The 15,024-nt window shown below is 73.3% G+C and carries 10 protein-coding genes and 1 pseudogene; 3 read left to right on the top strand and 8 right to left on the bottom strand.

What is annotated here, in order from left to right; translation table 11 throughout:
- Positions 1-8: 8 nt before the first annotated feature.
- The 3 genes and pseudogenes from HW130_RS03985 to HW130_RS03975 form a co-directional block, all read right to left on the bottom strand.
- Positions 9-401, bottom strand: a pseudogene (locus HW130_RS03985) (ionic transporter y4hA); the annotation flags it as partial.
- A 605-nt stretch (positions 402-1,006) separates the two neighbouring features.
- Positions 1,007-2,629, bottom strand: coding sequence for an acyl-CoA synthetase (locus tag HW130_RS03980; RefSeq protein WP_177147981.1), 1,623 nt, complete (start codon positions 2,627-2,629; stop codon positions 1,007-1,009).
- The gene (locus HW130_RS03975; RefSeq protein WP_177147980.1) at positions 2,626-3,735 is read right to left on the bottom strand and encodes a nitronate monooxygenase family protein; all 1,110 of its coding nucleotides are present in this window, start codon (positions 3,733-3,735) and stop codon (positions 2,626-2,628) included. Before HW130_RS03975 ends, HW130_RS03980 begins: the two co-directional genes overlap by 4 nt.
- Before the next feature lie 149 nt (positions 3,736-3,884).
- Between HW130_RS03975 and HW130_RS03970 the strand changes: the two genes are divergently transcribed.
- The gene (locus HW130_RS03970; RefSeq protein WP_177147979.1) at positions 3,885-5,705 is read left to right on the top strand and encodes a serine hydrolase; all 1,821 of its coding nucleotides are present in this window, start codon (positions 3,885-3,887) and stop codon (positions 5,703-5,705) included.
- 131 nt (positions 5,706-5,836) lie between these two features.
- Here the strand turns inward: HW130_RS03970 and HW130_RS03965 are convergent, their stop codons facing one another.
- The 3 genes from HW130_RS03965 to HW130_RS03955 all read right to left on the bottom strand — a co-directional run bounded on the left by HW130_RS03965 (position 5,837) and on the right by HW130_RS03955 (position 10,396).
- Complete coding sequence (locus HW130_RS03965; protein ID WP_177147978.1) at positions 5,837-7,369, bottom strand: NAD(P)/FAD-dependent oxidoreductase; 1,533 nt, start codon at positions 7,367-7,369, stop codon at positions 5,837-5,839.
- A gap of 72 nt (positions 7,370-7,441) precedes the next feature.
- Positions 7,442-9,706 carry a serine/threonine-protein kinase gene (locus tag HW130_RS03960; RefSeq protein WP_177147977.1) on the bottom strand — a complete coding sequence of 755 codons (2,265 nt, stop codon included), beginning with the start codon at positions 9,704-9,706 and terminating at the stop codon, positions 7,442-7,444.
- Between the two features lie 117 nt (positions 9,707-9,823).
- Positions 9,824-10,396 carry a PadR family transcriptional regulator gene (locus HW130_RS03955; protein ID WP_177147976.1) on the bottom strand — a complete coding sequence of 191 codons (573 nt, stop codon included), beginning with the start codon at positions 10,394-10,396 and terminating at the stop codon, positions 9,824-9,826.
- A gap of 124 nt (positions 10,397-10,520) precedes the next feature.
- Here HW130_RS03955 and HW130_RS03950 point away from each other — a divergent pair, with 124 nt between their 5' ends.
- On the top strand, positions 10,521-10,931 hold the full coding sequence (locus HW130_RS03950) for a nuclear transport factor 2 family protein (protein ID WP_177147975.1): 411 nt from the start codon (positions 10,521-10,523) through the stop codon (positions 10,929-10,931).
- A 43-nt stretch (positions 10,932-10,974) separates the two neighbouring features.
- Here HW130_RS03950 and HW130_RS03945 read toward each other — a convergent pair whose 3' ends face one another.
- On the bottom strand, positions 10,975-12,198 hold the full coding sequence (locus HW130_RS03945; RefSeq protein ID WP_177147974.1) for an acyl-CoA dehydrogenase family protein: 1,224 nt from the start codon (positions 12,196-12,198) through the stop codon (positions 10,975-10,977).
- 90 nt (positions 12,199-12,288) lie between these two features.
- Positions 12,289-13,482, bottom strand: a complete 1,194-nt coding sequence (locus HW130_RS03940) for a serine hydrolase domain-containing protein (protein WP_177147973.1) — start codon at positions 13,480-13,482, stop codon at positions 12,289-12,291.
- 177 nt (positions 13,483-13,659) lie between these two features.
- On the opposite strand from HW130_RS03940, the gene HW130_RS03935 reads away from it, so the two are divergent.
- Positions 13,660-14,712 (top strand): enoyl-CoA hydratase/isomerase family protein, encoded by a 1,053-nt coding sequence (locus tag HW130_RS03935; protein ID WP_177147972.1) that lies wholly within the window; start codon positions 13,660-13,662, stop codon positions 14,710-14,712.
- The last annotated feature ends 312 nt before the right edge of the window (positions 14,713-15,024 follow it).

Below are 15,024 nucleotides of genomic sequence, written 5' to 3'. Positions count from 1 at the left end.
CCGGCGGCCTACGGGCTGACGGCGAGGAACACGTAGGCGGCGAGGATCGCCAGGTGCACCTCGCCCTGCAGCAGCGTCGCCCGGCCCGGCACCACGGTCAGCGCGCCGACGACCACGGTGAGCGCGAGCAGCACCATATGGGTGGCGCTCAGGCCGAGCAGCAGCGGTCCCTCGAGCCAGACAGTGGCGAGGGCGATGGCGGGGATGGTCAGCCCGATGCTGGCCACGGCGGAGCCGAGCGCCAGGTTCAGGCTCGTCTGGACGCGGTCGCGGCGGGCCGCCCGTACGGCGGCGAGCGTCTCGGGCAGCAGGACGAGCAGCGCGATGACCACGCCGACGACGGCCTGCGGCAGGCCGGCGGACGCGACGCCGGACTCGATGGTGGGCGACACCGCCTTGGCGTCGCTGGTCGATGCGGTGCGCGCAGCCGCCCCGGGGCGCATGCCCCGCCGATGCCCGGTCGGCACAGACCGTGCGGTCGCACAGAGCCTGCTGCGCGCGACCCGGCCGGGTGCCGCTCGGGCTCACGCTTCGCGGCGGTCGCGTCCTCGGGCCCGCACGTGCCCCGTGCAGCGGTGAGCATCCTCGCGCTTCGCGCGGAGCGGACGGGGCCCGCGCGGCACGCCGCTCCCCAGACACGCGCTCCGCTCGGTGCAGGCCGCTCGGCCCGGGCCTGCACCGGACGCGCTCGGCGCGGTACGCCGGCATCCGCGGCCGCGCCCGCTGCGGCGCGACCCGCTGGGGCGCCCACGGGCCCCGCGCGGCTGGGCAGTGCGGGGCGGGGAGGCATCGGCCCGTGCGGGCGGGCCTGCGGCCACGGCGACGGCGAAGGGCGGGGCGCTCGGCCCACGCCGCTCCGCAGGCTGCACCGGCGGCACGGGCAGTACCGGCGGTACAGACGGGCACCGGCGGCGGAGACAGCACAGCCGCACCGGCGGTACGCACAGCCGCACGGGCACCGCAGACTGCGCCGGCGGCGCGGCGGCGCGCGAGGCCCCGGGGCTCGTCACACCGGGCGGTCGTGGCCCCGCCAGTACGGCTCGCGGAGCCGGCGCTTGTAGAGCTTGCCGTTCGGGTCGCGGGGCATCGTCGTCACGAAGTCGACGGACCTGGGGCGCTTGTAGGCGGCCAGTCCGCTCGCGCAGTGGGCGAGGATGTCCGCGGCGAGGGACGCGTCCGGGGCGTGGCCGTCCGCCGCTTCCACGACGGCCTTGACCTCCTCGCCCCAGTCCGCGTGCGGGATGCCGAACACGGCGGCGTCGGCCACAGCCGGGTGCGTGAGCAGCACCGACTCGATCTCGGCCGGGTAGATGTTGACCCCGCCGGAGATGATCATGTCGATCTTGCGGTCGCGCAGGAAGAGGTAGCCGTCCTCGTCGAGGTACCCGAGATCGCCGACGGTGAAGAAATCGCCGACGCGGTTTCTCGCCGTCTTCGCCTCGTCCTTGTGGTAACTGAAGCCCCCCGTCGTCATCTTCATGTAGACCGTGCCGACCTCCCCCGGCGGCAGGTGCCTCCCGTCGTCGTCGAGCACGGCCAGCTCGCTGATGGGCCACGCCCTTCCCACGGTGCCGGGCTTCCTCAGCCAGTCCTCGGCTGTCGCGAAGGCTCCGCCGCCCTCACTCGCCGCGTAGTACTCCTCGACGCAGTTCCCCCACCAGTCGATCATGGCTCGTTTGATGTGGTCGGGGCAGGGGGCGGCGCCGTGGACGGCGTGTCGCATGGAGGAGACGTCGTAGCGCTTCCTGACCTCGTCCGGCAGCGCGAGGAGCCGGTGGAACTGGGTGGGCACCATGTGGGTGTGCGTGCAGCGGCAGGCGTCGATGAGCCGCAGCATCTCCTCGGGTGCCCACTTGTCCATCAGGACGAGCGGATGCCCGATGTGCAGGGCCGCCGTCGCGAACTGCAGCACGGCCGTGTGGTAGAGCGGCGAGCAGACGAGATGGACGTTCCCGTCGTACGGCTTGATCCCGAAGATGCCGAGGAACCCGCCGAGGTGCGTCTCCTCGGGCGTCTTTCCGGGCAGCGGCCGGCGGATCCCCCGGGGGCGGCCCGTCGTGCCGGAGGTGTAGTTCATGACCCAGCCGAGCGTGCGGTCCGCGGGCGGGGTCTCCGGCTGCCCGTCGAGCAGGTCGGCGTAGGGGCGGAATCCGGCCACCTCACCCACGGCGTAGCGGCGGCCCGCGGGCAGCTTCGCCTCGTCGGCGGCGGCCGTCGCCGCGTCGGCGAAGCGTTCGTGCGCGATGAGGACTTCGGCACCGGAGTCGGACACGATCCAGGCGATCTCCGGGCCGACCAGATGGTGGTTGACGGGGACGAGGTAGAGCCCGGCCTGGGCCGCGGCGAGGGCCGCGGTGACCAGTTCGGCCCCGTTGGGCAGGACCACGGCGAAGGCGTCGCCGCGCCGCAGCCCGGCCGCCCGCAGTCCGTGGACGAGCCGGTTGGCGGCGGCGTGCAGCCGTCCCGCCTCCCACTGCTCGCCGTCCGGGCAGGTGAGGACAGTGCGGCCGGGGTCGGCGGCGGCCTGTGCCCAGAAGCCGCCCGGGGTCCGGAGCGGGCCAGGGTGGTGGGGCGCGCCCGGGAGGCCCGGCTCCTGCGTCCCGCCCGGTCCGCCTGCGAGGTGGGTCATGACCAGTTCCTTCCTGCGATGCGGTTGATGCGGTCGACGGCACGCTCGAAGCCGCGGGTGAGGTCGTCGAAGACCTCCTGGACGGGGCGTTCGGCGTTCATGCGGCCGACGATCTGGCCGACCGGCGTGCCGAGCAGCGGCTCGACCTCGTACCGCTGGATGCGGGAGACGGCCTCGGCGACGAGGAGGCCCTGCAACGGCATGGGCAACGGGCCGGGACCGGCCGGGTCGTCCCAGGCGTCGGTCCACGCGGTGCGCAACTGGCGGGCCGGCTTGCCGGTCAGAGCGCGCGAGCGCACGGTGTCGCCGGAGCCCGCGGCCAGCAGTTTGGCCGTCAGCGCCCGGGAACCGAGCCGGGCTTCGGTGGTGGTGAGCCACAGCGAGCCGAGCCACACGCCCTGCGCGCCGAGCGCGAGACCGGCGGCGATCTGTTCGCCGCTGCCGATGCCGCCGGCGGCGAGCACGGGCAACGGAGCGACGGCGTCCGCGACTTCGGGGGTGAGCACCATGGAGGCGATCTCGCCGGTGTGTCCGCCTGCCTCGTATCCCTGGGCGACGACGACGTCGATCCCCGCCTCGGCGTGGTGGCGGGCGTGCCGGGCGCTGCCCGCGAGCGCGGCGACGAGGACGCCGTGGTCGTGGGCGCGTTCCACGACGTCGGCGGGCGGGGAGCCGAGGGCGTTCGCGAGCAGACGGACGGGGCGGTCGAAGGCGACGTCGAGCTGACGGCGGGCCACCTCCTCCATCCAGCCGGTGATGCGCCAGCCGGACCTCTCGCCCTCGGCGAGTTCGGGGACGCCGTGCTCGGCGAGGGTGTCGCGGACGAACTGCCGGTGCGCTTCGGGGATCATCGCCTCCACATCGGCCTCGCTCACGCCCTCGACTTTCCTGGCGGGCATGACGACGTCGAGGCCGTACGGCTTGCCGTCGGCGTGGCCGTGGAGCCAGTCGAGGTCGCGTGCGAGGTCGTCGGGCGCCGTGTAACGGACGGCGCCGAGGACGCCGAAGCCTCCCGCTCGGGAGATGGCGGCAGCCACCGCGGGGAACGGTGTGAAGCCGAAGATGGCGTGCTCGATGCCCAGTTGTCTGCTCAGCTCCGTCTCCATGGGCGCAGGATGCCGCAGGCCGCCGGACGAGGGAAGACATTTTCTGATGGATCGTCAGATTCCTTGGGGTGGTTGACACTCCACCCGTCCGGCAAGAAAGTTTCACGTGGCGCGGAAGATCCGAAAGATACTTTCAGGAAGGATTCCGTATGACCGAGGACGCAGCGGACAGAGGGAGCAGGGCGATCAGCCGGAGGAGACTGGGCAGCGGCCTGCTGGCGCTGGGGGGAGCGCTCACCCTGGCATCCGTCCCCTTCGCGGCGCCGGCCACGGGTGCGCCCCTGGGCCCCGCTTCCGGTGGCGGCGGAGGGCCCGCCCACCGGCCGACACTGCGGCGCGGCACCCCGGATCGCGCCGGGCTGCTCGCCCCGCATCTCGACCGTCTCGTCACCGACGCCGAGTCGTTCCTGCGCCCGTCCCCCAAGCATCCCTGGTACGCCGGGGCGGTGCTGCTCGCCGGGCGGGGCGGCACGGTCGCCCTGCACCGGGCCATCGGGAAGGCGCTGCGCTACTCCTCGTACGACGAGGTGACCGACACGGCCGTGGAGCTGCCCGCGGACCAGCAGATCCCTATGGCCGAGGACACCGTCTTCGACCTGGCGTCCGTCTCCAAGCTGTTCACCTCGATCCTCGCCGTGCAGCAGATCGAACGCGGCGCCCTGGCACTGGAGTCGGCCGTCGCCTCGTACGTGCCCGAGTTCGGCGGCGCGGGCAAGCAGGACATCACCGTGCGGCAGGTGCTCACCCACACCTCCGGCCTGCGGGCCTGGATCCCGCTCTTCAAGGAGCCCACGCAGGAGGGTCGGCTGCGCCTGCTGTGGAACGAGGCCCCGGCGAACGCCCCGGGCACGCGATACCTCTACTCCGACCTGAATCTGATCGCGCTCCAGCTCGTCCTGGAGAAGATCACCGGTCACACTCTGGACACCCTGCTCCACGACGAGATCACCGCTCCGCTCGGCATGGACCGCACCCGCTTCAACCCGCCCGCCGAGTGGAAGCCGCAGATCGCCGCGACCGAGGACGCCCGGCTGCCCTGGTCGGGGCTGGAGCGCGGACTGGTGTGGGGGGAGGTCCACGACGAGAACGCGTACAGCTTCGGCGGTGTCGCGGGCCACGCCGGTGTCTTCTCCCGCGCGTGGGATCTCGCGATCCTCGCCCGCACCCTGCTCAACGGCGGCGGCTACGGCCGCTCCCGCATCCTCGCGCCGGAATCCGTCGAGCTGATGTTCACCGACTTCAACACGGCGTTCCCCGGCGACGAGCACGGCCTCGGCTTCGAGTTGCACCAGCACTGGTACATGGGCGCCATGGCCACGCCCCGGACCGCCGGTCACACCGGATTCACCGGCACCAGCCTGGTTCTCGACCCGACCACCGACTCGTTCCTGGTCGTCCTCGGGAACTCCGTCCACCCCGTGCGCAGTTGGCGTTCGGGCAGTGCGCCCCGCGTGGCGGCCGCCAACAACCTCGCGCGCGCCGTCGCCGTACGTCCGGCGCACGGGCGCACCGCCTGGTTCGGCGGCATGGCGGGCGCCACGACCGCCACCCTCACCCTGCCACCGCTCGGGCCCGCGGCCGGACGGCTCGGCTGCTTCCTGTGGTGGGACACCGAGCCCGGCGCGGACCGGGTGTTCCTGGAGGCGTCGGCGGACGGCGGGGCGAGCTGGCAGCCGGTGCCGTTCACGACCACGCACCCCGACGAAGGGGAGCAGCAGCATCCCGCGGGCACGGCGACCGGCTGGTCGGGGCGCGTCTGGCACCGGTTGTCGGCGGACCTGTCGGCGTGGCGCGGCGCGGAGGTGCGCCTGCGCTGGCGGTACACCACCGACCGTCTCTACGTCGGGCGCGGGGTGTACGTGGACGCGATGCGCGTGGACGACGAGCACGGCCGCGCGCTCTTCGACGAGGCGCGCCCCTCGGACGCCGCGCGGCTCGAGGCGGTCGGCTGGGCGCCGTCCCGCGACTGAGCGACGGCATCGCGACGGGCCGCGCGCGCCCATCCCCGGGGCGGCGGGCGTCCCGGGACCGAGATCCCGGCCGCGAACCGTCCCGGGCCGGTAACAGGCCGCGCTCCGTCCCGGAACCCGGCGTCAGGCTTTCACCGGCCCAGTGCCGCCATCGCGGCGTTGTGGCCGGGCACGCCGCTGACCCCGCCGCCGCGTACCGCGCCCGCGCCGCACAGCAGGACGTTGGCGTGCGCCGTCTCCACACCCCAGCGTCCCGTCTCGTCCGTCGCGTAGGGGAACGACAGGTCCCGGTGGAAGATGTGCCCGCCGGGCAGCCGCAGCTCGTGCTCCAGGTCGAGCGGGGTCTTCGCCTCGATGCACGGCTCGCCGTTCGCGTCGAGGGCGAGGCAGTCGGAGATCGGCTCCTCCAGGTACGAGTCGAGCTCGGCGAGCGTGGCGGCCAGCAGTTCGGCGCGCACGGCGTCGTTGTCGGCGGCGAACAGCCGCGCCGGGGTGTGCAGTCCGAACAGGGTCAGCGTCTGGTGGCCCTCGGCCACCAGCTCCGGTCCGAGGATCGACGGGTCGGTCAGCGAATGGCAGTAGATCTCGGAGGGAGGGGCACTGGGCAGCCGGCCCGCCGCCGCCTCCCGGTAGGCCGTCGCCAACTGCTCGTAGCCCTCGGAGACATGGAAGGTCCCGGCGAACGCGTCCTTCGGGTCCACGCCGCGGTCGCGCAGCCGCGGCAGCCGGCGCAGCAGCATGTTCACCTTCAGCTGGGCGCCCTCCGGGGCTGCCGGCGGTTCCTCGCCGAGCAGGGCGGCGAGTTCTTGCGGGGAGGCGTTCACCAGTACGTGCCGGGCGGCGACCGTCCCTTCCGCGTCGGGGGTGCGGAAGGTGACCTCCGCCCGTGCGCCGTCCGTCTCGACACCGGTGACCTCGTGCGCGACGGCGATCTCCGCGCCGGCCGCGCGGGCCGCGGCGGCCAGCGCGTCGGTCAGCGCCCCCATGCCACCGACGGGCACGTCCCAGTCGCCCGTGCCGCCGCCGATCACGTGGTACAGGAAGCAGCGGTTCTGCGGCAGGGACGGGTCGTGGGCGTCGGCGAACGTGCCGATCAGCGCGTCCGTGAGCACCACGCCCCGGACGAGGTCGTCGGCGAACCGCTTCTCGATCGCGACGCCGATCGGCTCCTCGAACAGCATCCGCCACGCGGTCTCGTCGCCGACGCGCTCGCGCAGTTCCTGCCGTGAGGGAAGCGGCTCGGTGAGCGTCGGGAACACGCGCCCGGCGACCTCGCGCGTGAGGCCGTAGAACTCCTGCCAGGCCGCGTACTCCCGCTCGCCGCGGGTGGTGCCGGCGAACGACTGCGCCGTTCCGGGCCCGCCGACCAGCAGTCCGCCGCTGCCGCGTGGGGTGTACGAGGACACGGTGCGCTTGCGGACGGCGAAGTCCAGTTCGAGATCGCGGACGATCTTGTCGGGCAGCAGCGAGACGAGGTACGAGAACCGGGACAGGCGCGCGTCGACGCCCGGGAAGGGACGGGTCGAGACGGCCGCTCCTCCGGTGGTCCCGCTGCGTTCCAGCAGCAGGACCGAGCGTCCGGCGCGGGCGAGGTAGGCGGCGGCGACCAGGCCGTTGTGGCCGCCGCCGACGATGACGGCGTCGTACGAGGCGTGTGCGGGCATGGCCGGACCCTAACCCCTCCCGGCCCCCGGCGCGCCCCCTGCTGTCGGCATGATCCTGTGACGACGCCCAGGTCAGCCTCCGGGTGCGCCGCTCCGCTGCTGCCGGAGCGCCGCGACCCGCCGGTACACCTCCACGGCCTCCGCGTGGCGGCCGAGCTGTTCGAGGCAGTGCGCCTCGTCGTTGCGGCTGGCCAGGGCGTCGGGATGGCCGGGGCCGAGGACCCGCTCGCGCGCTTCGGCGACGTGCCGGTAGACGGCGTACGCGTCGTGCCAGCGGCCCAGCCAGCCGAGGGCGACGGCCACCTCGCGGCGGCTGACGAGCGTGTCGGGGTGGTCCGCGCCGAGGACCCGCTCGCGCAGCGCGCACACCTCGCGCGCCTCCCCCAGCGCCTCCGGCCAGCGGGCGAGGCGGCCCAGGTTGACCCCGAGGGTGTGCCGGGCGCGCAGCGTCTCGGGGTCGGTGGGGCCCTGGGCCCGGGTGCGGTCGTCGACGAGCGCCCGGAACAGGTCCAGGGCTTCGGCGCTGCGCCCGAGGCGGCCGAGGCTTATACCGGCCTCGTAGCGCGCGGCGAGCGTGTCCGGGTGGTCGGGACCGAGCGCCTGCGCACGGGCGGCGGCGACGTCCCGGTAGGTGGCGAGCGCCTCGGCCCAGCGGCCGAGCCGGCCGAGCGCATGGGCGACCTCGTAGCGGGTGACGAGCGTGTCGGGGTGACCGGCCCCGAGGACGCGGGCGCGCGCCGTCGCCACGTCGTCGGCCATGCGGTACGCCTCCTCGATCAGGCCGAGGCGGCTCAGATTGAACGCCAGGTTGTGCCGGCAGCGCAGGGTGTCGGGGTGGTCGGGGCCCATGGTCCGCTCGCGGGAGGCGAGGACCGCCTCGTACACGTCGCGCGCCTGCGCGTACCGGCCGAGCCGGCCCAGCACGTACGCGGTCTCCTGACGGGCGGCGAGCGTGTCGGGGTGGTCCGGGCCGAGTGCGCGCTCCCGGCCCTCGCCGACGTACGCGAACTCGGTCAGCGCCTCGGCCGCCCGGCCGGTCCTGCTGAGGGTGAAGGCGATCTCGTACCGGCTGGCGAGGGCGTCGGGATGGTCCGGGCCGAGCAGCGCGGCCCGTTCCTCGGCGACCGCGCGGTGCACCTCGCCGGCCTCGTCCCAGCGGCCGAGCCGGCCGAGGCTCAGGCCCGCGCTGTGGCGGCTGGCGAGGACGGCGAGGAGTTCGGGCTGCGGAGTGGGGCGCTCGCCGCCGCCGTGGAAGGTGACGGAGGGCGGGCCGGCCTGCGCGGGCACACGGGGGATCGCGGGCGGGTTGGTCCAGGCCCCGGTCAGCGCGGCGGTGTGGTCGGGCAGGGGCGGCCGCACGGCGGTCGTGCCCACGGCTTTGTGACCGGTCGTCATACCCCTTGTCCAGTCGGGCAGCGAGGGCTCGCCGCCTGCGGACGCCTCCGGCAGGCGCGGGACCGGGACGGCCGGGGGGCCGCCGTCACCCGGGCGGCGGGCGGCGCCGATGCGGCGGCGCAGGTCGCCCGCGTCCCGGGGCCTTTCCTCGGGCGTCTTGGCGAGCAGGTCGAGCACGATCCGCTCCAGGAAGCCGGGGACCTCCTCCCGTACCTCGCGCAGCGGTCTCGGCGCGGTGTCCCGGTGGCCGACGAGGATCGACCAGGTGTCTTCGAGGTCGAACGGCGGCGCGCCGGTGGCCAGTTCGTACAGGACACAGCCGAGCGAGTACAGGTCGCTGCGGTGGTCCACGGCGCTGCCGCCGATCTGCTCCGGCGACATGTAGTGCGGCGTGCCCATGGCGATGCCGGTGCCGGTCAGCTTGGCGGTGAAACCGATGTCCTCCCCCAGGCGCGCGATGCCGAAGTCGCAGATCTTCACCGCTCCGCCGCTCAGCCGCATGATGTTGGCGGGCTTGAGGTCGCGGTGCACGATGCCCTGGTCGTGGGTGTAGGCGAGGGCGTCGGCGATCTGGTCGGCGATGTCGATGACGTCGCCGACGGGCAGCGGCTGCTGCTTGTTGTCCTCCATCAGCTGGCTGAGGTTGCGGCCCTCCAGGAGCTCCATCACGAGGTAGAGGACGCCGTCGTGTTCGCCGAAGTCGTGGACGACGGTCACGCCGCGGTGCTGGAGCGCGGCCGCGACCCGGGCCTCGCGGCGGAACCGCTCCCGCAGGACGTCGGAGAAGGACTGGTCGTGGTGGGTGCCCATCGGTTTCAGGCACTTGACCGCCACCCGCCTGCCGAGCGACTCGTCACGGGCCCGCCACACCTCGCCCATGCCGCCGCGCCCGATGAGATCGAGCAGTCGGTACCGGCCGTGGATCAGCCTGGTTTCCGCCATCTCGTGCTGTCGCCCCCGTCGCTGTCCTGCGCCCTCCCCGGCCCGTCCAGTATGGCGGCCTGTCTGCGGAGTTTGTACGGGGTGGGGCGCGATGCGGGCTCGAGTCGTCGTTCCGCCTCACTCCCGTGAGGCGGAACCGCCCGATCGTCTCGCGAGCACATCGAGCACCTCCTCGGCCCAGCGGATGTTCTCGCGCTCGAAGGCCATGCCGCGCAACAGGGTGAGGTAAGGCCCCACGCGCTCGGCATGCGTGAGGTGATCGGTCTCGTCCGCGCCACGGAGCAGCCGGTCACGGAGGCGCTCGTAGCGGGCGAGCTTGCCTCGCGACCGGTCGAGCAGGTCGCCGACGGATGCGTGCACGGCTTCGAGGTCGCCGTCGTCGACGGCCTGGACCTGGACAAGGAGTTCGTCACGGATCGCGCTGGGCTTCGGGACCTGGGAGGTGAACCGTCTGAGGGCCACCCGGCCCGCCTCGGTGAGCGAGTACACCCGCTTGTTGGGGCGTCGCTCCTGAACCACCACACGGGCGGCGATCAGGCCCTCGGTCTCCATGCGTTCCAGCTCGCGGTAGAGCTGCTGCGGGGTGGTGGCCCAGAAATTGGCCACGGTCGCGTCGAAGCCCTTGGCCAGGTCGTAGCCGGACGCTTCGCCTTCCAGCAGGGCCGCGAGAACGGCGTTGCGCAGTGCCATGGCCTGACGCTAGCAGCACGCGTGAGTAATCAAAAAAGTGAGTACTCAAGCCTGGACGCGCCACGCGTGCGACCACTAGCCTCCTCGCACCTACTCACTTTGTTGACTATTCGTGGAGGCGACCATGAAGTCATTCCGCCGAGCCGTCGAGGCGAACGACCACGCCGCGATCGAGGCGCTCCTCGCCGAGGAGGTCGTCTTCACCAGCCCTGTGGCCTTCAAGCCCTACGCGGGAAAGGCGATCACGGCAGCCGTCCTGCGCGGGGTGTCCCGCGTGTTCACCGACTTCCACTACGTGCGGGAGATCACCGGTCAGGGCGGACGCGACCATGCCCTGGTCTTCCGGGCCAAGGTCGGCGACCGGGAGATCACCGGCTGCGACTTCCTGCACCTCGACGAGCAGGGACTCATCGACGACTTCACGGTGATGGTCCGCCCCCTTTCCGCCGCACAGGCGCTGGCAGAGGCCATGGGAGCACAGTTCGACCGGATCACCCGCGAGGCCACCGGCACGGCGGAGGCGGAACAGGTCTGAGCGGCTACGACGCGATCGTGGCCGGCGCCGGCTGTCATGCCTTTCAGCGGCGTACCCGCGGCATCCCCAGTCCGATCCAGGAGATGATCTCGCGCTGGATCTCGTTGTTGCCGCCGCCGAAGGTGAAGATGACCGCGGAGCGGTAGCCGCGTTCGAGTTCGCCGTGCAGGACGGCTCCCGCGGAGCCCTCCTTGAGGGGGCCGGCGGCTCCCACGACCTCCATCAGCCAGGCGTAGGCGTCGCGCCGGGCCTCGGAGCCGTAGACCTTGACGGCGGAGGCGTCCTGCGGGGTGAGGGTGCCGTCCTGGACGGCGTTCACCATCTGCCAGTTGAGCAGTTTCATGGCGTCGAGGCGGGTGTGGGTACGGGCGAGCCGGCCCCGCACCCAGCCCAGGTCGATGACGCGGCGGCCGTCGGCGAGCTTGGTGTCCGCGGCCCAGCGCTGGACGTCGTGCAGGGCGCGGATGGCCGTGGTCCCGTGCGCGGCGAGGGTGACGCGTTCGTGGTTGAGCTGATTGGTGATCAGCCGCCAGCCCTTGTTCTCCTCGCCGACGCGGTGGGAGACGGGGACACGGACGTTCTCGTAGTAACTGGCGGTGGTGTCGTGGGAGGCAAGGGTGTTGATCAGCGTGCACGAGTAGCCGGGGTCGGACGTCGGAACGAGGAGCATGGTGATGCCCTTGTGGGGCGGGGCCTCGGGGTCGGTGCGCACGGCGAGCCACACCCAGTCGGCGGTGTCGCCGTTCGTGGTCCAGATCTTCTGGCCGTTCACCGTGTAGTGGCCGGTGGCCTCGTCGCCCTCGCGCACCGCGCGGGTCCTGAGGGAGGCGAGGTCGGTGCCCGCCTCGGGTTCGCTGTAGCCGATGGCGAAGTCGATCTCGCCGGAGAGGATCCCCGGCAGGAAGCGTGCCTTCTGTTCGTCGCTGCCGAACTGCATGATCGTCGGGCCGACGGTGTTCAGTGCCATCAGCGGCAGCGGTACGCCCGCCTGGGCCGCCTCGTCGAAGAAGATGAACTGTTCCATCGGGCTCAGGCCGCGGCCGCCGTACTCCTTCGGCCAGCCCACGCCGAGCCAGCCGTCCGCGCCGAGGCGGCGGATCGTCTCGCGGTAGAAGCGTTTGCGCGCGGCCGGATCGGCGGTGGGGGCACCTCCCGTGCCCTGGGGGCCACGGGGGAGGGTGTGGGCGTGGTCGGGGACCAGTTCGGCGAAGTAGGTGCGCAGTTCGGCGCGCAACTGCTGTTGCTGCGGGGTGTAGCGAAGGTGCACGGCCCCTCCAGGCGTCTCGCGGTCGTCCCTTGCGCGGCGGCGCGCACACAGTAGAACGTGTTGCAGGAATCCGGAAGGGCCGTGCGCGGCCTACAGCGAGCGGTACACCGCGTCGACGAGCGCCATCTTGCGCGGGTCGTCGGCGACGCGCGGGCCCATGCGGTTCATGACGTACCCGAGGCTGAGTCCGGCCTCGGGGTCGGCGAGGCCGCACGAGCCGCCGAAGCCGTCGTGGCCGAACGCGCGGGGGTTGGGCCCGTACGAGCCGTTGGCGCCGCTCAGCCACAGGCCGAGCCCGACCTCCGTGTCGTGCGCGAATCCCGGACCGAGCACCAGGTCGCGGCAGCTTCCCTGCCCCTCGCGGACCCGTTCCGCGGCCTCCGCGCTCAGCACCCGGTGGCCGCCGAGCACTCCGCGCCCGGCGAAGATCCCGTACAGCGCGGCGACGGCGCGTGCGGTTGCGTGTCCGTTGGCCGCGGGCACCTGGGCGGCGCGCCACTGCGGCGAGTTGGCCCCGTCCGCGCCGACCACGGGGTTGAGCAGGGCGGCGAGCGCGAGCGGCGACAGCTGCTGGAAGACCGCGGCCTGTTCCGCCGTGGGCGGGACGCGCGGATGCTCCAGTTCCGCGACGCGGCCGGTCTCCTCCCCGGGCACCCCGAGGGTGAAGTCGATGCCGAGCGGCCCGGTGATCTCCTGGCGGAGGAAGTCACCCGGCAGCACTCCCGTGATCCGCCGGACGACCTCGCCGACCAGATGGCCGTACGTCAGCGCGTGGTAGCCGGAACGGGTGCCCGGCTCCCACCAGGGCTCGGTCGCGGCCAGCCGGTCACAGGTCAGCTCCCAGTCGCACAGCTCGTCGAGCGAGTGCGGCGCGCGAAAGCCCGCGAGCCCGGCCCGATGGGACAGCAGGTGGCGCACGAGCACCTTCTCCTTGCCCGCCGCGGCGAACTCCGGCCAGTACGAGGCCACCGGCGCGTCCAGGTCGAGCTGCCCCCGGTCGGCGAGCAGATGCGCGCACAGGGCCGTCGGGCCCTTGGTGGTCGACCACACGTTGACCAGCGTGTCGCGCTCCCAGGGCCTGGTGCGGGCGGGGTCCGCCCAGCCGCCCCACAGGTCGACGACCGTCTCACCGCCGACCAGCACGGTCACGGCGGCGCCCAGCTCGCCGCGTTCACGGAAGTTGTCCTCGAAGGCGGCGCGCACGGCCGCGAAGCGCTCGTCGCAGTGGCCCTCGACCCGGGATGCGTCGTCCCCGAGTGCGCCGTCGTCGCCGCGAACCGCCATGGGAAACCTCCGTCGCCTGGATCCTGTCGCGGGAGGGCCGCCGTGCCCAGCCCAGAGGCAACATACCGACCGGTCGGACTGAAGGGGAAGGGGTCGTGCGGAGCGGGCCGGCGGGTGAGCGAGGATGGGCGGGACGCCCGCAGCGCCGCACACGTTCCGCCCTGGAAGGACGACCGGATGGCCCCCGAAGAGCACGACGCCCCCGTACTGCTGCGCACCGAGGGCCGTGCCGCGTACATCACGCTGAACCGCCCGCGCGCGATCAACGCCCTGACCCACCCCATGGTCCGCACGATCGACGCCGCGCTCGCCGGCTGGGAGAGCGACGACGCCGTCGCGACCGTGGTGGTCTCCGGAGCCGGCGAACGGGGACTGTGCGCGGGCGGCGACATCCGCGCCATCCACGACGACGCGCGAGCGGGCGGCCGGGCGTCGGTCGGCTTCTGGCGCGACGAGTACCGGCTCAACGCCCGTATCGCCCGCTTCCCCAAGCCGTACGTGGCCCTCATGGACGGCATCGTGATGGGCGGCGGCGTCGGGGTGTCGGCCCACGGCAGCGTCCGCGTCGTCACCGAGCGCTCCAGGATCGCGATGCCGGAGACGGGCATCGGCTTCGTCCCCGACGTGGGCGGCACCCACCTGCTGGCGCGGGCGCCGGGCGAACTGGGCACGCACCTGGCTCTCACCGGAGAGGCGGTCGGCGCGGGCGACGCGCTCCTGCTCGGTCTCGTCGACCACTTCGTCCCGTCCGCCCGGCTGGCGGACCTCGCGGCGGCGGTCGCGTCCGAGGACGTGACCGCGGCGGTGCGGCGGTACGCGGAGCCCGCCCCGGCCGGCCGGCTCGCCGGGGCGCGCGCGTGGATCGACCACTGCTACGCGGCGGACACGGTGGAGGACATCGTCGATCGCCTCCTCGCGTCCGGGGAGAGCGAGGCGAAGGAGACCGCCGAGACGATCCTCGGCCGCTCGCCGCGGTCCCTGAAGGTGACGCTGGAGTCGATCCGCCGGGCGCGGGTGCTGGGCGAGCTGGAGCCGGTGCTGGAGCAGGAGTTCCGTGTCTCGTGCGCGGCCCTGTCCTCGCCCGACCTGGTGGAGGGCATCCGGGCACAGGTCGTCGACAAGGACCGCTGCCCGCGCTGGTCCCCGCCGGAGCTGAGCGGGGTGACGCGGTCGGAGGTGGAACGCCATTTCGCCCCACCGGCGGTCGAGGGCCTCGGGCTCGCGCGCTGACGCGGCCGGGCGGGGTCGCGGCGGGGGCGTCCCGCACGACGGGGTGGGGCGGGGCGCTTTCCCCTCGCCCCTTCCCGTAACGGCCTCCTGTCCGTGACCCACGGCGCACAGCAGCCACCACGGCTCCTGACGGCCCGTTGCTCCGGGGTCGCCCCTTCGTCAGGCCGGACGGATCGTCGGCGGAGGGGTGGGAGTTGGCATGCGCCGGGAGTGGTCGTCCGAGGACGTGGTGGCGTGCTGGACGCCGGTGCGCGGCGACTGGGCAGCGTCGAGCGCGCTCCTGCCGCTATGTGACCCATGCCACATGCGGTT

Origin of the sequence: Streptomyces sp. PKU-EA00015 (genome assembly GCF_013387495.1) — a bacterium.
In the GTDB taxonomy this organism is placed as follows: Bacteria; Actinomycetota; Actinomycetes; order Streptomycetales; family Streptomycetaceae; genus Streptomyces.
This window is presented reverse-complemented; position numbering and strand designations above follow the sequence as displayed.